General features: G+C 61.3%; 26 protein-coding genes and 1 pseudogene. 21 read left to right on the top strand and 6 right to left on the bottom strand.

Annotation, left to right across the window (positions count from 1 at the left end; all coding sequences use genetic code 11):
- Positions 1–205 precede the first annotated feature (205 nt).
- On the bottom strand, positions 206–1,474 hold the full coding sequence (locus tag RG836_RS09080; protein WP_310844866.1) for a malic enzyme-like NAD(P)-binding protein: 1,269 nt from the start codon (positions 1,472–1,474) through the stop codon (positions 206–208).
- A gap of 266 nt (positions 1,475–1,740) precedes the next feature.
- Positions 1,741–1,971 carry a 50S ribosomal protein L31 gene (gene rpmE, locus RG836_RS09075; RefSeq protein ID WP_007899231.1) on the bottom strand — a complete coding sequence of 77 codons (231 nt, stop codon included), beginning with the start codon at positions 1,969–1,971 and terminating at the stop codon, positions 1,741–1,743.
- Positions 1,972–2,139: 168 nt separating this feature from the next.
- Between rpmE and RG836_RS09070 the strand changes: the two genes are divergently transcribed.
- From RG836_RS09070 to RG836_RS09025, 10 genes are all read left to right on the top strand, one after another.
- Complete coding sequence (locus RG836_RS09070; protein WP_310844865.1) at positions 2,140–4,359, top strand: primosomal protein N'; 2,220 nt, start codon at positions 2,140–2,142, stop codon at positions 4,357–4,359.
- Between the two features lie 235 nt (positions 4,360–4,594).
- A complete protein-coding gene (argS, locus tag RG836_RS09065) occupies positions 4,595–6,331 on the top strand; it encodes an arginine--tRNA ligase (RefSeq protein ID WP_310844864.1) in 1,737 nt (578 codons plus the stop codon).
- A 1-nt stretch (position 6,332) separates the two neighbouring features.
- Positions 6,333–7,031, top strand: coding sequence for an SPOR domain-containing protein (locus RG836_RS09060; protein ID WP_310844863.1), 699 nt, complete (start codon positions 6,333–6,335; stop codon positions 7,029–7,031).
- Positions 7,032–7,329: 298 nt separating this feature from the next.
- Positions 7,330–7,860 carry an ATP-dependent protease subunit HslV gene (gene hslV, locus RG836_RS09055; protein ID WP_310844862.1) on the top strand — a complete coding sequence of 177 codons (531 nt, stop codon included), beginning with the start codon at positions 7,330–7,332 and terminating at the stop codon, positions 7,858–7,860.
- 55 nt (positions 7,861–7,915) lie between these two features.
- Positions 7,916–9,256: an ATP-dependent protease ATPase subunit HslU gene (gene hslU, locus RG836_RS09050; protein ID WP_310844861.1), complete on the top strand. Its 1,341-nt coding sequence runs from the start codon at positions 7,916–7,918 to the stop codon at positions 9,254–9,256.
- Positions 9,257–9,354: 98 nt separating this feature from the next.
- Positions 9,355–9,726, top strand: a complete 372-nt coding sequence (locus tag RG836_RS09045) for a gamma-butyrobetaine hydroxylase family protein (RefSeq protein ID WP_310844860.1) — start codon at positions 9,355–9,357, stop codon at positions 9,724–9,726.
- Positions 9,727–9,984: 258 nt separating this feature from the next.
- Positions 9,985–11,664 (top strand): class II poly(R)-hydroxyalkanoic acid synthase, encoded by a 1,680-nt coding sequence (phaC, locus tag RG836_RS09040; RefSeq protein WP_310844859.1) that lies wholly within the window; start codon positions 9,985–9,987, stop codon positions 11,662–11,664.
- 153 nt (positions 11,665–11,817) lie between these two features.
- A complete protein-coding gene (gene phaZ / locus RG836_RS09035; protein ID WP_310844858.1) occupies positions 11,818–12,672 on the top strand; it encodes a poly(3-hydroxyalkanoate) depolymerase in 855 nt (284 codons plus the stop codon).
- Between the two features lie 112 nt (positions 12,673–12,784).
- Positions 12,785–14,467, top strand: coding sequence for a class II poly(R)-hydroxyalkanoic acid synthase (phaC, locus tag RG836_RS09030; protein ID WP_310844857.1), 1,683 nt, complete (start codon positions 12,785–12,787; stop codon positions 14,465–14,467).
- 62 nt (positions 14,468–14,529) lie between these two features.
- Complete coding sequence (locus RG836_RS09025) at positions 14,530–15,150, top strand: TetR/AcrR family transcriptional regulator (protein ID WP_310844856.1); 621 nt, start codon at positions 14,530–14,532, stop codon at positions 15,148–15,150.
- Positions 15,151–15,325: 175 nt separating this feature from the next.
- Here the strand turns inward: RG836_RS09025 and RG836_RS09020 are convergent, their stop codons facing one another.
- The 3 genes from RG836_RS09020 to RG836_RS09010 all read right to left on the bottom strand — a co-directional run bounded on the left by RG836_RS09020 (position 15,326) and on the right by RG836_RS09010 (position 17,244).
- Positions 15,326–16,285: a phasin family protein gene (locus RG836_RS09020; RefSeq protein WP_310844855.1), complete on the bottom strand. Its 960-nt coding sequence runs from the start codon at positions 16,283–16,285 to the stop codon at positions 15,326–15,328.
- Between the two features lie 10 nt (positions 16,286–16,295).
- A complete protein-coding gene (locus RG836_RS09015) occupies positions 16,296–16,718 on the bottom strand; it encodes a phasin family protein (protein WP_310844854.1) in 423 nt (140 codons plus the stop codon).
- Between the two features lie 250 nt (positions 16,719–16,968).
- Positions 16,969–17,244: a polyhydroxyalkanoic acid system family protein gene (locus tag RG836_RS09010; protein ID WP_310844853.1), complete on the bottom strand. Its 276-nt coding sequence runs from the start codon at positions 17,242–17,244 to the stop codon at positions 16,969–16,971.
- A 155-nt stretch (positions 17,245–17,399) separates the two neighbouring features.
- Here RG836_RS09010 and ubiE point away from each other — a divergent pair, with 155 nt between their 5' ends.
- From ubiE to RG836_RS27285, 11 genes and pseudogenes are all read left to right on the top strand, one after another.
- Positions 17,400–18,170, top strand: a complete 771-nt coding sequence (ubiE, locus tag RG836_RS09005; protein WP_310844852.1) for a bifunctional demethylmenaquinone methyltransferase/2-methoxy-6-polyprenyl-1,4-benzoquinol methylase UbiE — start codon at positions 17,400–17,402, stop codon at positions 18,168–18,170.
- Complete coding sequence (locus RG836_RS09000; protein ID WP_310844851.1) at positions 18,170–18,793, top strand: ubiquinone biosynthesis accessory factor UbiJ; 624 nt, start codon at positions 18,170–18,172, stop codon at positions 18,791–18,793. The genes ubiE and RG836_RS09000 overlap by 1 nt, the downstream gene beginning before the upstream one ends.
- Positions 18,790–20,394 (top strand): ubiquinone biosynthesis regulatory protein kinase UbiB, encoded by a 1,605-nt coding sequence (gene ubiB / locus RG836_RS08995; RefSeq protein ID WP_310844850.1) that lies wholly within the window; start codon positions 18,790–18,792, stop codon positions 20,392–20,394. The genes RG836_RS09000 and ubiB overlap by 4 nt, the downstream gene beginning before the upstream one ends.
- Positions 20,395–20,485: 91 nt before the next feature.
- A complete protein-coding gene (gene hisI, locus RG836_RS08990; RefSeq protein ID WP_310844849.1) occupies positions 20,486–20,887 on the top strand; it encodes a phosphoribosyl-AMP cyclohydrolase in 402 nt (133 codons plus the stop codon).
- Positions 20,880–21,212, top strand: a complete 333-nt coding sequence (locus RG836_RS08985) for a phosphoribosyl-ATP diphosphatase (protein ID WP_192307579.1) — start codon at positions 20,880–20,882, stop codon at positions 21,210–21,212. The genes hisI and RG836_RS08985 overlap by 8 nt, the downstream gene beginning before the upstream one ends.
- 25 nt (positions 21,213–21,237) lie before the next feature.
- Positions 21,238–21,516: a twin-arginine translocase TatA/TatE family subunit gene (locus RG836_RS08980; protein WP_310844848.1), complete on the top strand. Its 279-nt coding sequence runs from the start codon at positions 21,238–21,240 to the stop codon at positions 21,514–21,516.
- Between the two features lie 10 nt (positions 21,517–21,526).
- Positions 21,527–21,979 (top strand): Sec-independent protein translocase protein TatB, encoded by a 453-nt coding sequence (gene tatB, locus RG836_RS08975; RefSeq protein ID WP_310844847.1) that lies wholly within the window; start codon positions 21,527–21,529, stop codon positions 21,977–21,979.
- Positions 21,976–22,770, top strand: coding sequence for a twin-arginine translocase subunit TatC (gene tatC, locus RG836_RS08970; protein WP_310844846.1), 795 nt, complete (start codon positions 21,976–21,978; stop codon positions 22,768–22,770). The genes tatB and tatC overlap by 4 nt, the downstream gene beginning before the upstream one ends.
- A complete protein-coding gene (locus RG836_RS08965) occupies positions 22,767–23,474 on the top strand; it encodes a 16S rRNA (uracil(1498)-N(3))-methyltransferase (protein WP_310844845.1) in 708 nt (235 codons plus the stop codon). Before tatC ends, RG836_RS08965 begins: the two co-directional genes overlap by 4 nt.
- Positions 23,368–24,639, top strand: a pseudogene (locus tag RG836_RS27290) (methyl-accepting chemotaxis protein); the annotation flags it as partial. The gene RG836_RS08965 and the pseudogene RG836_RS27290, both read left to right, overlap by 107 nt.
- Positions 24,622–25,494 carry a methyl-accepting chemotaxis protein gene (locus RG836_RS27285; protein ID WP_409078061.1) on the top strand — a complete coding sequence of 291 codons (873 nt, stop codon included), beginning with the start codon at positions 24,622–24,624 and terminating at the stop codon, positions 25,492–25,494. The pseudogene RG836_RS27290 and the gene RG836_RS27285, both read left to right, overlap by 18 nt.
- A 538-nt stretch (positions 25,495–26,032) precedes the next feature.
- On the opposite strand, the gene RG836_RS08955 is transcribed toward RG836_RS27285, so the two are convergent.
- Positions 26,033–26,247: hypothetical protein (locus RG836_RS08955; protein WP_310844843.1), on the bottom strand; the 215-nt coding region annotated here is incomplete at its 5' end.

Here is a 26,247-nt window from a genome sequence, read left to right as displayed (position 1 = left end):
TTGCGGTGGCTGATCGGGCCTCTTAGCGGGCAAGCCCGCTCCCACAAGGAATGCGCTGCTGCACATCCCTTGCGAGCGCCACAAAACACTGTGGGAGCGGGCTTGCCCGCGAAGGCGTCCTTGCTGACCACACACGATCTGCTGGCCACAAAAAGCCCCGCTCTTCTCTCGAAGGCGGGGCCTTTGTTTGAAGCGTTACAACGGCTTAACCGTTGAACACATCATCCACGCTTTTCAGCGGGTAGTGCTTCGGATAGGGCAGGGTCGCCACACCGGTCTCGATCGCGGCCTTGGCCACGGCGTCGGAGATCAGGGTGATCAAGCGGGCATCCATTGGCTTCGGAATGATGTACTCACGGCCGAATTCCAGTTTGATGCCGCCATAGGCGTCGCACACTTCCTGGGGCACTGGCAGTTTGGCCAGTTCGCGCAGGGCATTGGCGGCCGCGACTTTCATTTCTTCGTTGATGCGCTTGGCGCGAACGTCCAGGGCACCTCGGAAGATGAACGGGAAGCCCAGTACGTTGTTGACCTGGTTCGGGTAGTCCGAACGGCCGGTCGCCATGATCACGTCGCTGCGGGTGGCGTGGGCCAGTTCCGGGGAGATTTCCGGATCAGGGTTCGAGCAGGCGAACACGATCGGATTCGGCGCCATCGACAGCAGGCCTTCAGCACTCAGCAGGTTCGGGCCGGACAGGCCAACGAACACGTCAGCGCCTTGCAGCGCGTCAGCCAGGGTGCGCTTGTCGGTCGCGTGAGCGAAGACAGCCTTGTACTGGTTCAGATCGTCGCGGTCGGAGTGGATCACGCCGGTACGGTCGACCATGAAGATGTTTTCGATTTTGGCGCCCATGCTCACCAGCAACTTCATGCAGGAGATGGCGGCAGCACCGGCACCCAGGCAGACGATCTTGGCGTCTTGCAGGGTCTTGCCAGCGATTTCCAGCGCGTTGATCATGCCGGCGGCGGTCACGATCGCCGTGCCATGCTGGTCATCGTGGAACACCGGGATGTCGCACTGTTCGATCAGCGCGCGCTCGATCTCAAAGCACTCAGGCGCCTTGATGTCTTCCAGGTTGATGCCACCGAAGGTGATGGAGATACGCTTGACGGTGTCGATGAAGGCTTGCGGGCTTTCGGAGTCGACTTCGATATCGAATACATCGATGCCGGCAAAGCGCTTGAACAGCACGCCTTTGCCTTCCATCACTGGCTTGGAGGCCAATGGGCCGAGGTTACCCAAGCCGAGAATCGCGGTGCCATCGGAAATGACTGCAACCAGGTTGCCTTTGCCGGTGTATTTGTAGGCCAGTTCAGGATCGCGAGCGATTTCGCGTACTGGTTCGGCTACGCCGGGGCTGTAGGCCAGCGACAGATCGCGGGCGGTAGCGGTGGCCTTGGTGAGCTCGACACTCAGCTTTCCTGGACGAGGATGGGCGTGATATTCGAGAGCGGCAGTTTTCAAATCAGACATGGGGGCATTCCGCTTTTTTACTGTGGGACAGACGGACCGCCGAGGATACGCGTGTCGTAAAGTCCCTACAAGACTGACCAGTCACCCTTGTCAAGCGCCCTGGGCTACGACTTTGGGCCTAGGGCACGGAACACAAGGCTTTGACTGTTCACAATAATTTCTAAAAATGTCTACAATTTCTCAAGCCAGCAAATAGCGGACACAAAAAAGGCGTCCCGAAGGACGCCTTTTCAACAGCCTGGAAAAGCCCGGTGGGCTTTTCGGCCTTACTCTGCAGCAGCAGGAGCCTTCTTGCCGAAAGCACCAAAACGGTCTGCAAAGCGCTGTACACGACCGCCAGTATCCAGAGTTTTCTGCTTACCGGTGTAGAACGGGTGGCACTCGTTGCATACGTCGATCGCCAGAGGCTTGGCCAGGTTCGAACGGGTTTCGAACTTGTTGCCACAGCTGCAGGTAACTGCGGTGATTTCGTATGTTGGATGGATATCGGCTTTCATGATGTATTCCTCAGGCTAGCGTGCCGCCACTCAACACCATTGTTGAATACCGCACGTAATTAGGCCGCGGATTCTAACAGACATTGACATTCATGCAAGCTGTCCCTTCTACCGACCGTCTGCTAGGCTCCGGCCCTTCTTGACCGCCCGCCAGTGAGATCCCCCCGCGTGCCCGACGCCATTTTGCGCCTTGCCCTGCCGTCGCCCCTGCGCCGTCTGTTCGACTACCGAGCCCCGGCCGGCGTACTGCGCGCGCAGCTGCAACCCGGCATGCGCTTGCGGGTGCCGTTCGGTCGGCGGGAGATGATCGGCATTCTGGTGGAGATCGCCGACTCCAGCGAAGTGCCGGCGAACAAACTCAAACCGGCCCTGGCCCTGCTCGACGCCACCGCACCGCTGCCGCCGGCGCTTTTCAAACTGTGTCTATGGACTGCCCAGTATTATCAGCACAGCCTCGGCGATACCCTGAGCTGGGCGCTGCCGGTGCTGTTGCGCCAGGGCGAGTTGGCCGAGGCCCGCCAAGAGCGCTTCTGGTCCGCCGTCCCCGGGGCGAAGCTTGACGACCCGCGCATCGCCCGCGCGCCACGCCAGCGCGAGGCACTGGCCACGCTGGCCCAGCACCCGCATGGCGTGGCTCATCAGTTGTTGAGCAAACTGATGCTGAGCAAAGACAGCCTCGACCTGCTACTGGCCAAAGAATTGGTGCAGGTGGAAATCCGCAAGCACGCCCCCGGCGAGCGCCATGAACACTGGCTGGCGCAGCCGGAATTACCACTCAACCCGGAACAACGCGCCGCTTACCAGGCGATCCGCGCCGGGTTCGACAGTTTTCACGCGTTTCTGCTGGCCGGCGTCACCGGCAGCGGCAAGACCGAAGTTTATCTGCAACTGATCCGCGAAACCCTCGAAGCGGGCAAACAGGCGCTGGTGCTGATCCCCGAGATCAACCTCGGCCCGCAGACCCTGGCGCGCTTCGAGCAGCGCTTCAACGCGCGGATCGCCCTGGTGCATTCGGCGGTCAATGATCGCGAACGCCTGGACGCCTGGCTCGCCGCCCGCGACGGCGAGGCCGACATTATTATCGGCACCCGTTCGGCGCTGTTCACCCCGATGAAGAACCCCGGCCTGATCATCGTCGACGAGGAGCACGATGGCTCCTATAAACAGCAGGAAGGCCTGCGCTACCACGCCCGTGATCTGGCGCTGGTGCGTGCACGCCAGGAAAACATCCCGATCGTGCTCGGCTCGGCCACGCCCTCCCTGGAAAGCCTGCACAACGCCTACACCGGTCGTTACGGCCTGCTGCGCCTGAACGAACGCGCCGGCGGCGCCAAGCAACCACGCTTCCTGCGCCTGGACGTGAAAAGCCGTCCGCTGGACAGCGGGATTTCCGGGCCCATGCAGCAGGCAATCGCGCAGACCCTGGCGGCCGGCCAGCAAGTGCTGGTGTTTCTCAACCGCCGCGGTTTTGCGCCAACCTTGTTGTGCCACGATTGCGGCTGGATGTCGGAATGCCAGCGTTGCGACGCGCGGATGACCGTGCACCAACGCCACGGCGAACTGCGTTGCCACCACTGCGGTTACGTCGAATATGTGCCGCGCAATTGCCCGAAATGCGGCACCGTGGACCTGCGCCCCGTCGGCGCCGGCACCGAGCGTGCAGAGGAACGCCTGGGCATCTTGTTCCCGGATTACCCGGTGTTGCGGGTCGACCGCGACAGCACCTCGCGCAAGGACGCGATGAATCAACTGTTCGCGACCATCCAGAAAGGCCAGCCGTGCATTCTGGTGGGCACACAAATGCTGGCCAAGGGTCACCACTTTCCTCGGGTGACCCTGGTGTCGATCCTCGATGCGGATGGCGGCTTGTTCTCCGGTGACTTCCGCGCCAGCGAGCGCATGGCGCAGTTGATCGTGCAGGTGGCCGGCCGCGCCGGTCGCGCTGAAGAGCCGGGCAAGGTGATCATCCAGACTCACCTGGCTGACCATCCATTGCTGGTGCAACTGACCGAGCAAGGTTACTTCGCCTTCGCCGAGCAAGCCTTGAGCGAACGCCGCGCCGCCGGGCTGCCGCCCTTCGCGCATTTAGCGCTGCTGCGCGCCGAAGCACACAAACCGGGGCAGGCCGAGGGATTCCTCGACGAAGCGTGCAGCGAGGCCGAACGCTTGTTGGCCGAGCAGAACCTGGCTGGCATCGAACTGCTCGGCCCGGTCCCGGCCCCGATGGAACGCCGCGCCGGGCGTTATCGCGCGCAGTTGTTGTTGCAAGCCTCGGCCCGGGCGCCGCTGCACCGGTTGATCAGCGCCTGGTTATTGGTGCTGGAGCAGATGCCAAGCGGGCGGGCGGTGCGTTGGTCGCTGGATGTGGATCCTGTGGATTTGTATTGACCGGACCATCGCTATCGCGGGCAAGCCCGCTCCCACAGGGTTTCGTGTCACTGACATCATCTAAACACCCTGGAGCCCTGTGGGAGCTGGCTTGCCAGCGATAGCTGTCGATTTGTCACCACATATCCACAACCTGCCTGCTAAGGTTGGCAAGCACGCCTGGGCCACGGATAATGCCCAGTTTTTCCACCAGCGCATCGAAGCGCCGCCGCGCTTGCGGTCGAAAGAGAACACCATGAAAGACACCATTCGCCAGCTGATCCAGCAAGCCCTCACCCAACTCGTCAACGAAGGTGTGTTGCCTGAAGGCCTGACGCCAGCGATCCAGGTGGAGAATTCCCGCGACAAGAAGAACGGCGACTTCGCCAGTAACATCGCCATGATGCTGGCCAAACCGGCGGGCATGAAGCCACGAGACCTGGCCGATAAAATCATCGCCGCGCTGCCGGCCGATGACAGCGTCAGCAAAACCGAAATCGCCGGCCCGGGCTTCCTCAATTTCTTCCAGAACACCGACGCCCTGGCGTCGCGTCTCGATGCAGCCTTGGCCGACGAGCGCATTGGCGTGCGCAAGGCCGGCCCGGCACAACGGGTGGCGGTCGACCTGTCGGCACCGAACCTGGCCAAGGAAATGCACGTTGGCCATCTGCGCTCGACCATCATCGGCGACGGCGTGGCGCGGGTTCTCGAATTCCTCGGCGACACCGTGATCCGCCAGAACCACGTCGGCGACTGGGGCACCCAGTTCGGCATGCTGATGGCGTATCTGCAGGAAAACCCGATCACCAGCGACGAATTGTCGGACCTGGAAAACTTCTACCGTGCGGCGAAAAAGCGCTTCGACGAATCCGAAGAATTCGCCGACCGCGCCCGTGGCCTGGTGGTCAAGTTGCAGGCCGGCGATGCCGAGTGCCTGGCGCTGTGGACACGCTTCCGGGACATCTCGCTGTCCCACTGTCAGGAGATCTACGAGCTGCTCAACGTCAAGCTGACCATGGCCGATGTCATGGGCGAAAGCGCCTACAACGACGATTTGATCAACGTGGTCAACGATCTCAAGGCAGCCGGCCTGCTGGTGGAAAGCAACGGCGCGCAGTGCGTGTTCCTCGAAGAATTCAAGACCGCCGACGGCGACCCGCTGCCGGTGATCATCGTCAAGGCCGACGGCGGCTATCTCTACGCCACCACCGACCTGGCGGCCGTGCGCTACCGCAGCGGCGTGCTCAAGGCCGATCGGGCACTGTACTTCGTCGATCAGCGCCAGGCGTTGCACTTTCAGCAGGTGTTCGAAGTGGCACGCCGCGCCGGTTTCGTCACCCACCCGATGGACATGGAGCACATGGGTTTCGGCACCATGAACGGCGCCGACGGCCGTCCGTTCAAGACCCGCGACGGCGGCACCGTGAAGCTGATCGACCTGCTGACCGAAGCCCAGGACCGCGCCTATACGCTGGTCAAGGAAAAGAACCCGACCATCGATGAAGCCGAACTGCGCAACATCGCCCGGGTGGTGGGCATCGGCTCGGTCAAATACGCCGATCTGTCCAAGCACCGCACCAGCGACTACAGCTTCAACTTCGAGCTGATGCTGAACTTCGAGGGCAACACCGCGCCGTACCTGCTGTATGCCTTCACCCGTGTGGCGGGCGTGTTCCGTAAACTGGGCAAAGACTTCAGCGAAGTCGACGGCCAGATCGTGCTTGAAGCCGCGCAAGAACATGAACTGGCGGCCAAACTGGCGCAGTTCGGCGAAGTGCTGAACAACGTCGCCGACAAAGGCACGCCGCACATCCTCTGCGCTTATCTGTACGATGTGGCCGGCCTGTTCTCCAGTTTCTACGAGAACTGCCCGATCCTCAGCGCCGAATCGCCGGCACAAATGCAGAGCCGTTTGCGCCTCGCCGCGCTGACCGGCCGCACTCTCAAGCAAGGCCTGGAACTCTTGGGTCTGGAAACTCTGGAGCGTATGTAAGTTGGCCGCCAAGAAAAAACCTGCACCCAAGCGTGGCGCCAGCCGTTACCAAGCTCCTGCAAAGCAACCGATCCCGGGTTGGCTGTGGATGGCCATCGGCCTGACGGTCGGCGCGTTCATCGTGTTCCTGATGAAACTGGAGCCGGGCAAGGGCAGCGAAAGCGTCAAGCGCGAGAAAATCGAACAGCAGAAAGCCGCGAAGATCGCCGAGGCCAACAAGACCCCGCCGAGCCCGACGCAGCCGGTCAAGCCCAAGTACGATTTCTACACCTTGTTGCCGGAATCGGAAGTGATCATCCCGCCTGACGCGGTGCCGGAGAAGACCTTGCCGACCCCGCAAGTGCCGACTACGCCGGTCACCCCGGAACAAGCGGCGAAGATCGACACCGCACGCGCCCAGGCCGCCCTGGCGGGCATCACGCCGCCACCGGCACCGCCGGTGTCCAAGGCTGCGCCCGTGACCAAGTTCTATTTGCAGGCTGGATCGTTCCGAAAGGAGGCTGACGCCGACAAGGTTCGCGCGCAGATCATTCTGCTGGGACAGGCGGTGGCGGTGGAATCCGGCACGGTGAAGGACGAGACCTGGTATCGGGTCATGGTCGGACCGTTCAGCAACCGCGAACAACTGACCACCGCGCAGAAACAACTGGCAGGCAGCGGGTTTAGCAATCTGTTGTTACAACAACGCCAGAGCCGCTGAAAAATCGGACAAGCCTCCGCGCTCCGCTTTCCGTGCCGAGGGAGCTTGCTCCCGCTGGGCTGCGCAGCAGCCCCAAGAACTGACCCCGCCGTGTGTCAGCACTCCAAAAACCCTGAGTTTGGGAGTGCTGCGCGCTCCAGCGGGAGCTAGCTCCCTCGCCACAAAAGCGCTTTTCCTCCCGAAAAGTTAACAACCGCACCACTCGTCCCCTCTGTCCTCGCGCGGTTGAAAAACGCTCCACCACCCCCATATGAGTTGGCATCAGGGCATTTTCGCCCCGCTGCGTGGAGACTCTCCCTTGACCACCATCGTTTCAGTTCGCCGCCACGGCAAAGTCGTCATGGGCGGCGACGGCCAGGTTTCTCTCGGCAATACCGTGATGAAAGGCAACGCGAAAAAAGTCCGTCGCCTGTACCACGGCCAGGTCGTCGCCGGGTTCGCCGGGGCCACCGCTGACGCCTTCACCCTCTTCGAGCGCTTCGAAGGGCAACTGGAAAAACATCAGGGCCACTTGGTCCGGGCCGCCGTCGAGCTGGCCAAGGAATGGCGCACCGACCGCTCCCTGAGTCGCCTCGAAGCCATGCTCGCAGTCGCCAACAAAGACGCCTCGCTGATCATCACCGGCAACGGCGACGTGGTAGAGCCCGAGGATGGACTGATCGCCATGGGCTCCGGCGGTGCATTCGCCCAGGCAGCGGCCAGGGCTTTGCTGAAGAAAACCGACCTGTCGGCCCGGGAAATCGTCGAGACCGCCCTCGGGATCGCCGGCGACATCTGCGTCTTCACCAACCACAACATCACCATTGAGGAGCAGGACCTCGCTGAATAAGCCTGTTTCGGCCTACCTGCCACGGCTTGTTTTTGCTTGAGGACCGCCAATTATTATGTCCATGACTCCCCGCGAAATCGTCCACGAACTCAATCGCCATATCATCGGCCAGGACGATGCCAAACGCGCCGTCGCCATTGCCTTGCGTAACCGCTGGCGGCGGATGCAGTTGCCGGAAGAACTGCGCGTCGAAGTGACGCCCAAGAACATTCTGATGATCGGCCCGACCGGTGTCGGTAAAACCGAAATCGCCCGGCGTCTGGCGAAACTGGCCAATGCACCGTTCATCAAAGTCGAAGCGACCAAATTCACTGAAGTCGGCTATGTCGGCCGCGACGTCGAGTCGATCATCCGCGACCTCGCCGATGCGGCGATCAAGCTGTTCCGCGAACAGGAAATGACCCGGGTTCGTCACCGCGCCGAAGATGCTGCCGAAGACCGCATCCTCGATGCTCTGCTGCCACCGGCACGCATGGGTTTCAACAATGACGAAGCCACGCCAGCCTCCGATTCCAATACCCGCCAACTGTTCCGCAAGCGTCTGCGCGAAGGTCAGCTGGACGACAAGGAGATCGAAATCGAGGTCGCCGAAGTGGCCGGCGTCGACATCTCCGCGCCGCCAGGCATGGAAGAGATGACCAACCAGTTGCAGAGCCTGTTCGCCAACATGGGCAAGGGCAAACGCAAGAGCCGCAAGCTGAAGGTCAAGGAAGCGCTGAAACTGGTGCGTGACGAGGAGGCCAGCCGCCTGGTCAATGACGAAGAGCTCAAGGCCAAGGCCCTGGAAGCGGTCGAGCAGCACGGTATCGTGTTCATCGACGAAATCGACAAGGTCGCCAAGCGCGGTAATTCCGGTGGCGTTGACGTGTCCCGCGAAGGCGTGCAGCGCGACTTGCTGCCGTTGATCGAAGGTTGCACGGTCAACACCAAACTGGGCATGGTCAAGACTGACCACATCCTGTTCATCGCGTCGGGTGCGTTCCACCTGAGCAAGCCAAGCGACCTGGTGCCGGAACTGCAGGGCCGCCTGCCGATTCGGGTTGAGCTCAAAGCGCTGTCGCCGCAGGATTTCGAGCGCATCCTCAGCGAGCCGCATGCGTCGCTGACCGAGCAATATTGCGCGCTGCTGAAAACCGAAGGCCTGAACATCCAGTTCCAGCCGGACGGCATCAAGCGGATTGCCGAAATTGCCTGGCAGGTCAACGAGAAAACCGAAAACATCGGCGCCCGTCGCCTGCACACTCTGCTGGAGCGGTTACTTGAAGAAGTGTCGTTCAGCGCCGGCGACCTGGCCAGCGCCCACGACGACAAGCCGATCCTGATCGACGCCGATTATGTGAACAGCCACCTGGGCGAACTGGCGCAGAACGAAGACCTGTCTCGCTATATTCTGTAAGCAACAAAGTGTTTTTGTGGTGAGGGGCTTGCCGCCTCGCCACAAAAAGCCCGTTCCCACACTGAATCGGGCTTGCCCACTCCAATGGATTGCCAGCCATGATCCCCACCGCCATCAAACTGCACAAAGCCTCGAAAACCCTGTCGCTGTCATACGCTTCGGGCGAGGAATTTGACCTGCCCGCCGAGTTCCTGCGCGTGCATTCGCCGTCCGCCGAGGTCCAGGGTCACGGCAAACCGGTGCTGCAATTTGGCAAGATCGGCGTCGGCCTGAGCAAGGTTGAACCGGCCGGGCAGTACGCACTGAAATTGACCTTCGACGATGGCCACGACAGCGGGCTGTTCACCTGGGACTACCTGTACCAGTTGGGCCAGCGCCAGGAAGCGCTGTGGAGCGATTATCTTGCAGAGCTCGAAGCCGCCGGAAAAACCCGCGACCCCAACGAGTCCATCGTCAAGCTGATGCTCTAGCTCAAGCCTCCCGCTCTTTAGAGCGCATTTTCTAATTTCATCTGTTTGAATGCTCCGCGCCTGGGTCAATGACTGGCCCGCTTGCGAAAAAAATTAAACTCGGGTAACCAATGGAACTGGCAAGTTCCCTGCAGTGTTCTGTGGACTGAAAAGCAGCCATGCAGAATCAACGGTCACCCGAGCAGAAGTACCCGGCATTGGCTGCGTGACTGCACAGCGGCAATCGGGTACTCGTCTCAGGACAATGGAGCGTCGTAGATGAGCAACAAGAATAACGATGACCTGAAGTATCAAGCCTCGGAAAACACCCTGGGGTTGAATCCTGTCGTTGGGCTGCGTGGAAAGGATCTGCTGGCCTCTGCTCGGATGGTGCTTCGGCAAGCCATCAAACAACCGATCCACAGTGCCAAGCATGTCGCCCATTTCGGCCTCGAACTGAAGAACGTGCTGTTCGGCAAATCCGAATTGCAGCCCACCAGCGACGACCGGCGCTTCAGCGACCCGGCCTGGGCCCAGAACCCGCTCTACAAACGTTATCTGCAAACCTACCTGGCGTGGCGCAAGGAACTGCACGACTGGATCGACGACAGCAGCCTCTCGCCCAAGGACGTCGCGCGCGGGCATTTCGTAATCAACCTGATGACCGAAGCCATGGCCCCGACCAACTCGGCGGCCAACCCGGCGGCGGTCAAACGCTTTTTCGAGACCGGCGGCAAAAGCCTGCTCGACGGCCTCTCGCACTTGGCCAAGGACATGGTGCACAACGGCGGCATGCCGAGCCAGGTCAACATGGGCGCCTTCGAAGTGGGCAAGAGCCTGGGCGTGACCGAAGGCGCGGTGGTGTTCCGCAATGATGTGCTGGAGCTGATCCAGTACCGCCCGATCACCGAGCAAGTCCACGAGCGGCCGCTGCTGGTGGTGCCGCCGCAGATCAACAAGTTTTATGTGTTCGACCTGAGCCCGGACAAGAGCCTGGCGCGCTTCTGCCTGCGCAATAACGTGCAGACCTTTATCGTCAGCTGGCGCAACCCGACCAAGGTACAACGTGAGTGGGGCTTGTCGACTTACATCGACGCCCTGAAAGAAGCGGTCGACGTGGTCACCGCCATCACCGGTAGCAAAGACGTCAACATGCTCGGTGCTTGCTCCGGCGGCATCACTTGCACCGCGCTGCTCGGGCACTATGCGGCGATCGGTGAGAAGAAGGTCAACGCCCTGACCCTGTTGGTCAGCGTGCTCGACACCACCCTGGACAGCGACGTCGCGTTGTTCGTCGATGAGCAAACCCTGGAAGCCGCCAAGCGCCATTCGTATCAGGCCGGTGTGCTGGAAGGCCGCGACATGGCCAAGGTGTTCGCCTGGATGCGCCCCAACGACCTGATTTGGAACTACTGGGTCAATAACTACCTGCTGGGCAACGAGCCGCCGGTGTTTGACATTCTGTTCTGGAACAACGACACCACGCGCTTGCCGGCAGCGTTCCACGGCGACCTGATCGAGATGTTCAAGAACAACCCGCTGACGCGCCCGAACGCCTTGGAAGTCTGCGGTACGCCGATCGACCTCAAGCAGGTCACCGCCGATATCTTTTCCCTGGCCGGCACCAACGACCACATCACGCCATGGAAGTCCTGCTACAAGTCGGCGCAACTGTTCGGCGGCAAGGTTGAATTCGTACTGTCGAGCAGCGGCCACATCCAAAGCATTTTGAACCCTCCTGGCAATCCGAAATCACGGTATATGACCAGTACCGAAATGGCCGCTAACGCCGAGGACTGGCAAGAGAACTCCACCAAGCACACCGATTCCTGGTGGCTGCACTGGCAAGCGTGGCAGGCCGAGCGCTCGGGCAAATTGAAGAAGGCCCCCGCTGTGCTGGGCAACAAGACCTTTACCGCCGGTGAAGCGGCACCGGGCACTTACGTACATGAGCGGTAAGTGACACAGACCCGTCCCCGTTGGAGCGAGCCTGCTCGCGAAGAGGGTATGTCAGTGACCTCGATGTTTCCTGACACACCGCCTTCGCGAGCAGGCTCGCTCCCACCAGGGATCGGGGAAGAATTCGAGAGAGCGACCCACAGGGCCTGAAGCATGCCGCAACCGTTCATATTTCGTACCGTCGACCTGGATGGCCAGACCCTCCGCACGGCGGTGCGCCCCGGCAAGCCTCACTTGACGCCCCTGCTGATTTTCAACGGGATCGGCGCCAACCTGGAGCTGGTGTTTCCGTTCGTCGCGGCGCTGGACCCGGACCTCGAAGTGATCGCATTCGACGTGCCCGGTGTCGGCGGTTCGTCGACGCCAAATCGGCCGTACCGCTTTCCGGGCCTGGCCAAACTCACCGCGCGCATGCTCGATTACCTCGATTACGGCCAGGTCAATGTGATCGGCGTGTCCTGGGGTGGCGCGCTCGCTCAGCAGTTTGCCTACGATTACCCCGAGCGCTGCAAAAAGCTTGTGTTAGCGGCGACGGCGGCCGGCGCGGTGATGGTACCGGGCAAGCCGAAAGTGCTGTGGATGATGGCCAGCCCACGGCGCTACATCCAGCCGTCGCACGTGATCCGCATCGCCCCGATGATCTACGGTGGCTCGTTCCGCCGCGACCCGACCCTGGCCGCCAGCCACGCGGCCAAGGTGCGCTCGGCGGGCAAGCTCGGTTACTACTGGCAGCTGTTCGCCGGCCTCGGCTGGACCAGCATTCACTGGCTGCACAAGATCCACCAGCCGACCCTGGTGCTGGCGGGCGATGACGATCCGTTGATCCCGCTGATCAACATGCGCGTGCTGGCCTGGCGGATTCCCAACGCGCAGTTGCACATCATCGATGACGGCCACTTGTTCCTCATCACCCGCGCCGAAGCCGTGGCGCCGATCATCATGAAATTCCTCGAGGAGGAGCGTCAACGCGCCGTGATGCACCCGCATCCGTCGCCATTGGGCAGTTAACGGCCCTCATATCGGCTTGCAGGAACGTGAGCCGCGCAACAACCCGCGACAGCGACTATGGTGATTTGCTGGTGTGTGTGTTTTTGGCCTGATGACGAAGGAGTGTTGACTCATGCGCGACAAACCCGCGACGGGCTCGATGCCCACCCCCGCCGCCTTCATCAATGCGCAAAGTGCGATCACCGGCCTGCGCGGTCGCGACCTGCTGTCGACCTTGCGCAGCGTTGCCGCCCATGGTTTGCGCAACCCGGTGCACAGCGCTCGCCACGCCTTGCGCCTGGGCGGGCAGATCGGCCGCGTGTTGCTGGGGGAAACCCTGCACCCGACCAACCCGCACGACAGCCGCTTCGCCGACCCGGCGTGGAGTCTCAACCCGTTTTACCGGCGTAGCCTGCAGGCTTACCTGGCGTGGCAGAAACAGGTCAAAAGCTGGATCGACGACAGTGACATGGCACCCGACGACCGGGCGCGGGCGCACTTCGCCTTTGCCCTGCTCAACGATGCGGTATCGCCCTCCAATACCCTGCTCAATCCGCTGGCGATCAAGGAAATCTTCAACTCCGGTGGCAACAGCCTGGTGCGCGGTCTCAGCCATTTAGTGGACGACTTGCTGCACAACAACGGCTTGCCCAGCCAGGTGACGAAACAAGCTTTCGAAGTCGGCAAGACCGTCGCCACCACGGCCGGCTCGGTGGTGTTTCGCAACGAGATGCTGGAGCTGATCCAGTACAAGCCGATGGCCGAAAAGCAATACGCCACGCCGTTGCTGATCGTGCCGCCGCAGATCAACAAGTTCTACATTTTTGATTTGAGCCCGGCCAACAGCTTCGTCCAGTACGCGCTGAAGAACGGCCTGCAAGTGTTCATGATCAGTTGGCGCAACCCGGATGTGCGCCACCGCGAGTGGGGCCTGTCGAGTTACGTCCAGGCTGCCGAAGAAGCGATCAACGTGTGCCGGGCAATCACCGGGGCCAAAGAGGTCAACCTGATGGGCGCCTGCGCCGGTGGCTTGACCATCGCCGCCCTGCAAGGCCACTTGCAGGCCAAGCGGCAGATGCGCCGGGTGGCCAGCGCAACTTACCTGGTGAGCCTGCTGGACAGTCAGATGGACAGCCCGGCGACGCTGTTCGCCGACGAGCAGACCCTCGAAGCGGCCAAGCGCCGGTCCTACCAGCAAGGGGTGCTCGACGGCCGCGACATGGCCAAGGTGTTCGCCTGGATGCGCCCCAACGATTTGATCTGGAGCTACTTCGTCAATAACTACTTGCTGGGCAAGACGCCGCCGCCCTTCGACATCCTCTACTGGAACAACGACAACACGCGCCTGCCCGCCGCACTGCACGGCGATCTGCTGGACTTCTTCAAGCACAACCCGCTGACCCATGCCGGCGGCCTGGAAGTGTGCGGCACGCCGATCGACTTGCAGAAAGTCACGGTCGACAGCTTCAGCGTCGCCGGCATCAACGACCACATCACGCCGTGGGATGCGGTGTATCGCTCGACCTTGCTGCTGGGTGGCGAGCGGCGCTTTGTGCTGTCCAACAGCGGCCATGTGCAAAGCATCCTCAATCCGCCGGGCAACCCCAAGGCCAACTACGTGGAGAACCCGAAGCTCAGCAGCGACCCGCGCGCCTGGTACTACGACGCCAAACACGTCGACGGCAGTTGGTGGACGCAGTGGCTGGACTGGATTCAGCAGCGCTCCGGCACCCGGCACGACACATCGATGGCCGTTGGAAACGCCAATTACCCACCGATGGAAGCAGCGCCCGGCACCTACGTGCGGGTGCGTTAATCAACCCTGGACACCGCGGCCGGACGCCGGCCACGGCACGACTCGACCATTAAGAAGACTGGATGAAAACCCGCGACCGGATCCTCGAATGCGCCCTGCAGTTGTTCAACCAGAAGGGCGAACCCAACGTCTCGACCCTGGAAGTTGCCACTGAAATGGGGATCAGCCCCGGGAACCTCTACTACCACTTTCACGGCAAGGAACCGCTGATTCTCGGACTGTTCGAGCGTTTCCAGAGCGAACTCGCGCCACTGCTCGATCCACCCTCGAACGTACAATTGGCACCGGAGGATTACTGGCTGTTTCTGCATTTGATCGTCGAGCGCCTGGCGCAGTACCGCTTTCTGTTCCAAGACCTCTCGAACCTGGCCGGACGCCTGCCGAAACTGGCCAAGGGCATCCGCCAGTTGCTCAATGCCCTGAAGCGCACACTGGCTTCGTTACTCGCACGGCTCAAGGCTCAGGGGCAACTGGTCAGCGATACCCAGGCGTTGGGGCAACTGGTGGAACAGATCACCATGACGTTGCTGTTCTCCCTGGACTATCAGCGGATTCTCGACCGTGAGGGTGAAGTGCGACTGGTGGTGTACCAGATCATGATGCTGGTGGCGCCGCACCTGTTGCCGCACACCAAAGTTGCGACCGAGCGGCTGGCGTTGCAGTACCTTGAAGAACATGAGTAACCCGGTGGGAGCGAGCCTGCTCGCGAAAGCGCAGGGTCAGCCAGTGTGATGTCGACTGACACGACCTCTTCGCGAGCAGGCTCGCTCCCACATTGGGCCGTTGTTGATCGCTGGATTGCCCATAAAAAAACGCCCGACCTTGGCAGGCCGGGCGTTTTCTTGAGCCCTGAAAAAATCAGGACTGACTGGTTGGCGTCGTTGGGGCTGGCGCGGCAGTCGGGGTGGCAGCAGGGGATGGCGCCGACGCGGAGTTCGCGCTGGTGGCCGGGGCTGCCGGTTTGGCGGCAGCGGCTGCTGGTTTCGGCGCGGCGGCTTTCGGCGCGGCCGGTTTTTTCACTGCAGGCTTTTTCGCTGCCGCCGGTTTAGCGGCAGGCTTGGCAGCGGCCGGTTTGGCGGCTGCCGTTTTAGCTGCAGGCTTGGCCGCAGCCGGTTTGGCGGCGGCGGTTTTGGCAGCAGGCTTGGCTGCGGGTTTGGCAGCCACTTTCGCCGCCGGTTTCGCGACAGCTTTGGCTGCCTTCGATGCAGCGGTCAGTGGTTTGGTCGCTGTTTTGGCAGCGGATTTCGCCACGGCCGGTTTAGCGGCTGCGGTTTTCGCGGCTACCTTGGCGGCAGGCTTGGCCACTGCTTTCGCAGCTGCTTTAACCAACGGCTTGGCCGTGGATTTGGCAGCAGGCTTGGCCGCCGGTTTGGCCGCTGCGGTTTTCGTCGCCACCGGTGCAACCTTGGCCCCGGTCAGGCGCTCGATCTGCTTGGTCAGGGTATCGACCTTGCTGTGCAGCGCCTTGACTTCATTGCGGCTCGGTACGCCCAGGCGCGAAATGGCGCTGTTCAGGCGCTTGTCGAAAGCCCCTTCCAGCTCATCCCACTTGCCCATCGCCCGGTCTTTCACACCCGTGATGCGTGACTTGGCCGAAGAAGCGGAGTCCTTGGCGGCGTCGACTTTTTTGCCAACGGCACTTTTGGTCAGCTTCTCGGCTTTCTCGCCGTCTTTAACCAATGTATCGAAGAGCTTGCTACCGTCAGTGTCGATCTTCGAGTACACGCCTAAACCAGCCAGCCAGATTTTGCGGGAGTAGTCTTCGACTTTCCCAATCCACGAGCTGCCTTCTTTGTCAGTATTCTTTTTACCAGCCATCCCGTTCTCCTTAAGATTTACGCGCGACACGTTCGAGCAATGCCGTTAGCTCATCGAGCTTAGCAGAGAGTGCCTCAACGTCATGTTTAGACGGAATGCCGATGCGATTCAAGGCACTTGCAACACGGCCATCAAAGGCCTTCTCGACTTTATCGAGTTGCACTTCAACTTTGCCTTTGAAAGAACTGACTTCAGTCTTCGCATCTTCGATCTCGGCATTGGCCGCTTCAAGTTTCTCGGCTACAACTTTTTTGCCTTTCTTTTCAACTGTTTGACCGGTCTTGATCAACTCTTGAAAGTACTCGCTGCCCTCTTGCCCCACCTTGGCGTAGGCACCCAGGCCTGCCAGCCAGATCTTGCGGGCATAGGATTTGACGTCACCCGGAGCAGTGGTCGACGGCTCGATTTTTTTCTTCAAAATAACTTTGGCCATGGTGCACCTCACGCGCAGAAGGTTTGAGGAACTGCCCGCGAAAGTGTCGGGCTCGGGCACAAAGTAGGCAGAATAATTAGAAACGGCACCCTAACATCTGCTCGAAAACAGCAATAAGGGCAACACTAAAACCTGTGGGAGCGGGCTTGCCCGCGATGAGGGCGGCACATACAGCATTTTAGTAGCCTGACCCACCGCCATCGCGGGCAAGCCCGCTCCCACAAGGAAACCAAATGCAGCAAGAAATGCGTTAGGCCAACGCCTTATCCAACGCTTTCTCGATTTCCGTCTTGATGGTGCCGCTCATGGCGGACATCAACAGGCCCAGCTCGACGTCGACCTTGATCAGATCCTCGCTCACATGCACTGCGCCTTTTACGCCGGAGCGCTTGAGGTTCAGGGTGTCGCCGGACCATTGCGGCTCCAGGCCGTATTGCTCCGACAGTTTCTGCGCCAGCTTGTCTGCCTTGGCGCGGGCCGCTTCCTTACCCAGGCCGTGGGCACGCTCAACACTTATACGGGCCATCGAATGACTCCTGTTTTATCGGGACTTGCCTTAAACGCTCTGACCCGTGCCGCGTCAAAACGTCCCGGCGGTGACTCATCTTACCTTCAGCCTTGCCAAGACAAAGCATGGCTTGGGGATTAGAATGGCCCGCATTCTATTTTGGTGACCGCGAAATGACTGACCAGCGCAAAGGCAGCGATGCCGAACCCACCACTCACTTCGGCTTCAAGAATGTTCCCGAAAGCCAGAAAGCGGAGAAAGTCGCCGAGGTGTTCCATTCGGTAGCCGCCAAGTACGACTTGATGAACGACCTCCTGTCGGGCGGCATGCACCGGTTGTGGAAGCGTTTCGCGATCGAGCTGTCGGGCGTGCGCAGCGGCAACCGCGTGCTCGACATCGCCGGGGGCACCGGCGACCTGACCAAGAAGTTCTCGCACCTCGTCGGCCCCACCGGCCAAGTGGTGCTGGCCGACATCAACGAATCGATGCTCAAGGTCGGCCGCGATCGCCTGCTCGACGTCGGGGTCGCCGGCAATGTCGAGTTCGTCCAGGCCGACGCTGAAAAACTGCCGTTCCCCGACAACCACTTCGACTGCGTAACCATCGCCTTCGGCCTGCGCAACGTGACGCACAAAGAGGATGCCCTGCGTTCGATGCTGCGCGTGCTCAAGCCCGGCGGCCGCCTGCTGGTGCTGGAGTTCTCCAAGCCCACCAACGCGCTGATGTCCAAAGCCTACGATGCTTACTCGTTCGCCTTCATGCCGCTGATGGGCAAACTGATCACCAACGACTCGGAAAGCTATCGCTACCTGGCCGAATCGATCCGCATGCACCCGAACCAGGAAACCCTGAAGTCGATGATGGTCGAGGCCGGTTTCGACCGCGTGACCTATCACAACATGACCGCAGGCATCGTCGCCCTGCACCGCGGCATCAAGCCCTGATGTTGCTCGCCGGGCTGCTCGCCAGCGTTGAACTCGGCCTGAACCGGGTGCTGCGTCTCGACAGCACGGCGCTGCCACGCCTGGCGCACCTGAGCGGCAAAGTGATCGCGGTCGACTGCCGCACTCCGTCGCTGCAAGTGTTCATCCTGCCCAGCGATGAAGGCCTGATGCTTGCCGCGCACTGGGAAACCGGCGCCGACTGCACCTTGCGCGCGCCCGCGTCGAGCCTGTTGAAATTGGCGATGAGCAAGGACAAGACCGCGATCCTGCATGGCCCCGAGGTCGAGCTCGATGGCGACAGCGGCGTGCTGCTGGAACTGGCGGCGATCCTCCAAGACCTGGAGCTGGACTGGGAGTACGAACTCTCGCGCTGGCTCGGCCCGGTCGCCACGCAACTGGTGGGCGGTCATCTGCGCAGCCGCGCGCGCTGGTATCAAAACGGATTCGCCAGCCTCAACCAGAACCTCAGCGAATACCTGGCCGAAGAATCGCGCACCCTGGTCGGTCAGCGCGAAGCCGAAGCCCGATTCAGTGAACTGGACCAGATCAAACTCGATCTGGAACGACTCGAGGCGCGTTTCGAGCGTCTTTCCCGATCCCTTGACCCAAGCGATAACGCATGAAGCTGCTTACCGTCCGCCGTTTGTTGCGCATCCAGCGCGTCGTGATCCGCTACCGCCTCGATGACCTGCTGTTCGCCTTGCCGCTGCCCTGGTTTTTGCTGGCGCTGCGCTTTGCGTTGCCGTGGCGCTGGTTGCCGCGCAAGACCCTGGAGCTGAGCCGCGGCGCGCGACTGCGCCTGGCGCTGCAGGACTTGGGGCCGATCTTCATCAAGTTCGGGCAGATTCTCTCGACCCGCCGCGACCTGCTGCCGGAAGACATCGCCGATGAGTTGATGCTGCTGCAGGATCGCGTGCCCCCGTTTGACTCGCAGCTGTCGGTCAAACTGATCGAAGAGCAGCTCGGCAAGAAAATCAGCGAAGTGTTCACCCGCTTCGACGTCGAGCCACTGGCCTCGGCCTCGGTGGCTCAAGTACACGCGGCGCAGTTGAAAACCGGTGAGGAAGTGGTGGTCAAGGTGATCCGCCCAGGCCTCAAGCCGATCATCGCCCAAGACCTGGCGTGGCTGTTCATCCTCGCCCGGGCCGCCGAGCGGCTGTCCGCCGACGCGCGCTTGCTGCACCCGGTGGACGTGGTCCAGGACTACGAAAAAACCATCTACGACGAACTCGATCTGCTGCGCGAGGCGGCCAACGCCAGCCAGTTGCGCCGCAACTTCGAAGGTTCGCCGTTGCTGTATGTGCCGCAAGTCTATTGGGACTGGTGCCGGCCGAAAGTGCTGGTGATGGAGCGCATCTACGGTATTCAGGTCACGGACCTTGCCACCCTGGCCGACCAGCGCACCGACATGAAAATGCTCGCCGAACGGGGCGTGGAGATTTTCTTCACCCAGGTGTTCCGCGACAGTTTCTTCCACGCCGACATGCACCCCGGCAACATTTTCGTCAGTACCGTGCAGCCGTGGAGCCCGCAGTACATTGCAATCGACTGCGGCATCGTCGGCAGCCTGACTCCGGAAGATCAGGATTACCTGGCGCGCAATCTGTTCGCCTTCTTTAAGCGCGATTACCGTCGCGTGGCGCAGTTGCACATCGATTCGGGCTGGGTGCCGGCCGAGACCAAGCTCAACGAATTCGAAGCGGCAATCCGGACGGTGTGCGAACCGATCTTCGAAAAACCGTTAAAAGATATTTCATTCGGCCAGGTGCTGATGCGCCTGTTCCAGACCGCGCGACGCTTCAATATGGAAGTGCAGCCGCAGTTGGTGCTGCTGCAAAAAACCCTGTTGAACATCGAAGGCCTGGGCCGCCAGTTGTATCCGGACCTGGATTTGTGGAACACCGCGCAGCCGTTCCTCGAACGCTGGATGCGCGAGCGCGTCAGCCCCAAGACCTTGCTGAGCAACGTGCAGAGCCAGTTCGAACAGCTTCCGCACCTGGCGAACATGACCCGCGATTTGCTCGAACGCATGTCGCAACCTCACGCCAATGACCCGCCACCACCGTGGCACAGACGCAAGGACGACTGGTTCCTGCGCTTGCTTGGCACTGCTCATCTGGGTGCCGGCGCCGTGCTCCTGGCCGGCGGACCATTGAGCGATTTAGGCCATTGGCCGGGCGGGATTCTGCTGGCGGTGGGTCTGTATCTGGTCGTTCGCCGATAGCCAGTCGCGTTACACGCTGGCACACTGGCCAAACGCTGAGTTGAACGTTGTGCCCGATGTCTGACGTATCGGGCCGCTGTCGGAGTCAAAGATGAAGAACTGGCTGGACGAGATCAAATGGGATGCCGATGGCCTGGTACCCGCGATCGCCCAGGATCACAAAACCGGGCGCGTGCTGATGATGGCCTGGATGAACCGCGAAGCCCTGGAGCTGACTGCCGCCGAGAACCGCGCCATTTACTGGTCGCGCTCCCGGGGCAAGCTGTGGCGCAAGGGTGAAGAGTCCGGCCACGTGCAAACCCTGCACGAGATGCGCCTGGACTGCGACGCCGACGTGATCATCCTGATGGTCGAGCAGATCGGCGACATTGCCTGCCACACCGGCCGCCAGAGTTGCTTCTATCGGGTTTTCGACAACGGCGACTGGACCACGGTCGATCCGGTGCTCAAAGACCCGCACGCCATTTATTCCGCAGGACACCGCCATGAGTGACACCCTCACCCGCCTCGCTCAGGTGCTCGAAGAGCGCAAAGGCGCCGCTGCCGATAGCTCCTACGTCGCCAGCCTGTACCACAAAGGCTTGAACAAGATTCTGGAAAAAGTCGGCGAAGAATCCGTGGAAACCATTATTGCCGCCAAGGACGCTGCCATCAGCGGCGACTGCAGCGATGTGATCTACGAAACCGCCGACCTGTGGTTCCATAGCCTGGTCATGCTCGCTCAACTGGGGCAGCATCCACAGGCTGTACTCGATGAGCTGGACCGTCGTTTCGGTCTGTCCGGACACGCCGAGAAAGCCTCGCGTCCGTCCGCCTGAACAACCTTCTGAGAGGAGCAGCAACATGGGCATTTTTGACTGGAAACACTGGGTCGTCATCCTGGTAGTCGTGGTACTGGTGTTCGGTACCAAGAAGCTGAAAAACCTCGGTACTGACGTTGGCGAATCGATCAAGGGCTTTCGCAAAGCCATGAACGATGATGACAAACCCGCTGACCCGACCGTGACCCCGGCGCAACCGGTGCCGCCGGTCCAGCCGCAGACCACCCAGACCGTAAACCCGCCGCACACCATCGATGTGCAGGCGCAAAAGGTCGACGAGCCGATCCGCAAAGACGTGTGAGCACTGACTAATGTTTGGTATCAGCTTCTCTGAACTGCTGCTCGTCGGCCTCGTTGCCCTGCTGGTGCTGGGTCCCGAGCGTCTGCCGGGCGCTGCGCGCACCGCCGGCCTGTGGGTCGGGCGGCTGAAACGCAGCTTTAACGCGATCAAACAGGAAGTTGAACGTGAAATCGGTGCCGACGAAATCCGTCGGCAACTGCACAACGAGCACATCCTTTCGCTGGAACAGGAAGCGCGGAAGATTTTCACCCCGGTCCAGCAAGAGCCCACGCCGGTGGCGACCGTCGAGCCAGTGGCGGAGCAGACGATTCATGGGCCTGCCGCTGTTGTCGAACCGAAAGTCGCACCCGTGGAGCCTGCCAAAACCGCTGAAACCACGACCGTCGTAGAACCTGTTGCTCCTGCGGTCGCACCTGTTGCTCCCGCCCCTCATGACCCAACACTGCCGCCGCGAGCCCCATGAGCGATCTTCCTGAAAACGACCAGCACATGCCGCTGGTTTCGCACCTCACCGAGTTGCGTACCCGTCTGCTGCGTTGCGTAGCGGCGATTTTCATCATCTTCGCCGGGCTGTTCGCCTTTACCCAGCAGATCTACACCTTCGTCTCGACGCCGCTGCGTGAGTACCTGCCAGTGGGCGCGACGATGATTGCCACCGACGTGTCGTCGCCGTTCCTGACGCCGCTGAAGCTGACCATGATGGTCTCGCTCTTCCTGGCGATCCCGGTGATCCTGCACCAGATCTGGGGCTTCATCGCACCGGGCCTGTACAAGCATGAAAAACGCATCGCCGTGCCGCTGCTGGTGTCGAGCATCATGCTGTTCTACACAGGCATGGCGTTCGCCTATTTCCTGGTGTTCCCGCTGATCTTCAAGTTCTTCGCCGCCGCCACCCCGGCCGGCGTGGAGATGATGACCGACATCACCAGTTACCTCGATTTCGTCATGACCCTGTTCTTCGCCTTCGGCGTCGCCTTCGAAATCCCGGTGGCCGTGGTGCTGCTGGTATGGATCGGCGTAGTCGACGTGAAGTACCTGAAGAAAATCCGCCCTTACGTGATCATCGGCTGCTTCGTGGTCGGCATGATCCTGACCCCGCCGGACATTTTCTCGCAGACCCTGCTCGCGGTGCCGATGTGGCTGCTGTTCGAAATCGGCATCCTCTTCGGCGGCTTGATCAGCAAGCGGGGCGACCACCCCGACGATCAACCGGTTGACGATCACAACGACCAGCCGCCAGCGACCCAAGCGTGAACCTGCTGCTGCTCGAAGACGCCGATTTCATTGCGGCTGATCGCGTCGTGCTGCGTGACCGGCGCCTGACCCACATGCAGGACGTCCACCGCGTCGCGGTCGGTGACAGTCTTCGGGTCGGGCGCATCGACGGTTTGATGGGTTCGGCTGAAGTCTTGCGCCTGGAGGCTGGCGAAGCGGAACTCCAAGTGGTCCTCGAGCAAACGCCGCCGAGCAAACTGCCGCTGACCCTGGTGTTGGCGCTACCCCGGCCGAAGATGCTGCGCCGGGTGTTCCAGACCGTCGCCACCATGGGCGTGCCGCGGGTGATTCTGGTCAACAGCTACCGGGTCGAAAAGAGCTTCTGGCAAACCCCGTTCCTGGAGCCGGAGGCGATTCGCGAACAACTGATCCTCGGCCTGGAACAGGCGCGGGACACCGTGCTTCCCGAGATCATCATCGAAAAACGCTTCAAGCCCTTCGTCGAAGACCGCCTCCCGGCCATCACCGCAGGCACCCTCGGGCTGATCGCCCACCCCGGCAATCACCCGCCCTGCCCTCGCGGCCTGGACGAACCGGTAACCCTGGCCATCGGCCCCGAGGGTGGCTGGATCCCCTATGAAGTCGAGCTGCTGGCCAAGGCCGGCCTGCAACCGGTGCAACTGGGCGAGCGAATCCTGCGGGTCGAAACCGCGGTTACCGCGCTGCTCGCCCGGATCTTCTGATTTAACCGCCACACCCTACAGTTCCCTGGCCCCGGGCCGATGCAATGGCACTAAAACTATAAAATTGCCACGCATCACGTCTGTCTTTCAGGGAGCAACAAGCATGTACCACTGGTTAGCCGAGAATCTGGGAAACGTCAGCGTTAAACGCAAACTGGCCATTGGCTTCGGCCTGGTCTTGCTCCTGACGCTGTTAATCACCTTCACCGGCTGGACCGGCCTGAGCGGCGTGATCAGTCGGGGCGACAAACTGGGCTTTATCGCCGAGATCAACGGCTTGACCAAAGACCTGCGCATTGCTCGCCAGGAATTCGATGTGCGGCGCGGTGAGCAAGGCCCTGGTGCGGTCAACGACCTGCTGGGCAAACTGGACAGCCATTTGCAGACTGCCCGCGGCCTGATCGAGCAACCAGCGGACGCCGCCAAGGTCGAGCAGCAATTGGTCGCGGTGGGCGAGTACCGGCGCGCGTTTGGCGACCTGATCCAGGCCGGCGTCCAGCGCGAGGATGCCCGCAGCAAGCTGGGCGCTACCGCCGACAACGCCGTGGCCCGCGTCGCCGAGGTCGAGAAATCGATGCTGCAAGGCGAGAGCGTGGCCGACTTCAACAGCGTGATCGAGCTGAGCAAGCTGATCCAGCAAGCACGCTTCCAGGTGCGCGGCTACACCTACAGTGGCAAAACCGAAGCCGAACAGCCGGCACTCGACGCCATCGACAACGCGCTGAAAAATCTGGAAAGCCTGCCGGCCAAACTGCCGGAGCAGCACATCGCCAACCTGCAACAGGCCACCGATTCGCTCAAGGCTTATCGCGCCGCTGTCAGTCAGTTCCGCGACTCGCAAGTGGCCAGTGGCAAAGCCCTCGGGCGCATGGCCGCGCAGGGCGACATCCTGCTGGATGCGAGCGAGAAACTGACGATTTCGCAAACCGTGGTGCGCGACAACGACGCCGCCCGCGCCAAGAATCTGTTGCTGATCGCCACCCTGGCGGCGCTGGCTTTTGGCTTGATCGCGGCATGGGCGATCACCCGGCAGATCATCATTCCCCTGAACCAGACCCTGAAAGTCGCCGAGCGCGTGGCCGCTGGCGACCTGACGCACAACCTGCTCTCGCAACGCCGCGACGAGCTCGGTCAACTGCAACGGGCCATGCAGCGCATGACCCAAGGCCTGCGGGAGTTGATCGGCGGCATCAGCGACGGCGTGACGCAAATCGCCAGCGCTGCCGAAGAGCTGTCCGCCGTGACCGAGCAGACCAGCGCCGGGGTCAACAATCAAAAAGTCGAAACCGACCAGGTCGCTACCGCCATGAACGAAATGGCCGCTACCGTGCAGGAAGTCGCGCGTAACGCCGAGGAGGCCTCAGAAGCCGCTGTGGCGGCCGATCAACAAGCACGAGAGGGTGACAGGGTTGTCGGCGAAGCCATCGCTCAGATCGAACGCCTGGCCCTTGAAGTGGGCAATTCCACCGAAGCCATGGGTGACCTCAAGCGCGAAAGCGACAAAATCGGCAGCGTCCTCGACGTGATCAAATCCGTGGCCCAGCAAACCAACCTGTTGGCCCTCAACGCCGCCATCGAAGCTGCCCGCGCTGGTGAGGCCGGCCGTGGCTTCGCCGTGGTCGCCGACGAAGTCCGCAGCCTGGCCCAGCGCACGCAGAAATCCACCGAAGAAATCGAAGAACTGATCGTCGGCCTGCAAACCGGCACCCAGCAAGTCGCGACCATCATGGACAACAGCCGCAGCCTCACCGACAGCAGCGTCGAACTGACACGCCGCGCCGGCAGCTCCCTGGAAAACATCACCCGCACCGTCTCGGCGATCCAGGCGATGAACCAACAAATCGCCGCCGCCGCCGAACAACAAAGCGCCGTCGCCGAGGAAATCAACCGCAGCGTCATCAACGTCCGCGACGTCTCCGACCAAACCTCCGCCGCCAGCGAAGAAACCGCCGCCTCCAGCATCGAACTGGCACGGCTGGGTACCCATCTGCAGATGTTGGTGGGGCGGTTTAAGGTTTGAATGGATGCTGAATCCCGGTTCACTGGAAACCGGGTTGATGCCTTCGCGAGCAGGCTCGCTCCCACAGGGATTTTGGTATAGCCGCCAGTGATGGGTCGGCTGTGAGGCCGCCATCGCTGGCAAGCCAGCTCCCACAGTGTCCGCGTACGTCCACGGTTGAAGCGTATATCCATCAGGCCGAGTGTCAGCTCGCCGCGCTTTTGATCTTGATCTGGCTTTTGATCCACCCGCCCCGTCGGGAGGCTGAGTGGAGGCGTTTATCCGGGGATTGGCGCGCAGCGCCGTTCGACGCAGTCGAACTCATCGCATGTAGGTGCCAGCGAAGCCAACCGGAGGGCGATGCCCCCGGATGAATGCCGGAGCGAAGGAACCCCGAGCCTAGGCGAGGGGCCGTACGTCAGGGGCGAGCCTTTTGGGTTACCTTTTTGCTGGGCCGGCACACCGGCGTTTGTAAAAGGTGACTCGCTGTAAGAGCGAAACCATAAGCAGCCGTTACCGCAGCAATGGATATGTACACCTGCAAAATCTCTAGCGCCAGTCACAAAGCCTTCGTCGGAACGCCGCCCGGAGCAAGCCCGCTCTCACAGGTTTTATTCGCGTATATCCGCCAGTTATTAGTCGGCTGTGAGACCGCCATCGCTGGCAAGCCAGCTCCCACAGTGAATGGGGTTGCCCACAACATGGGGACACCCATCAGGTCGAGTGTCAGCTCGCCGTGCTTTTGATCTTGATCTGCTGTTGATCTTGATCTGG

It is taken from the genome of Pseudomonas rhizozeae (genome assembly GCF_031583775.1).
GTDB lineage: Bacteria > Pseudomonadota > Gammaproteobacteria > Pseudomonadales > Pseudomonadaceae > Aquipseudomonas.
Note: the sequence above shows the minus strand (reverse complement) of the source record. Positions and strands in the feature narration are given on the sequence as shown.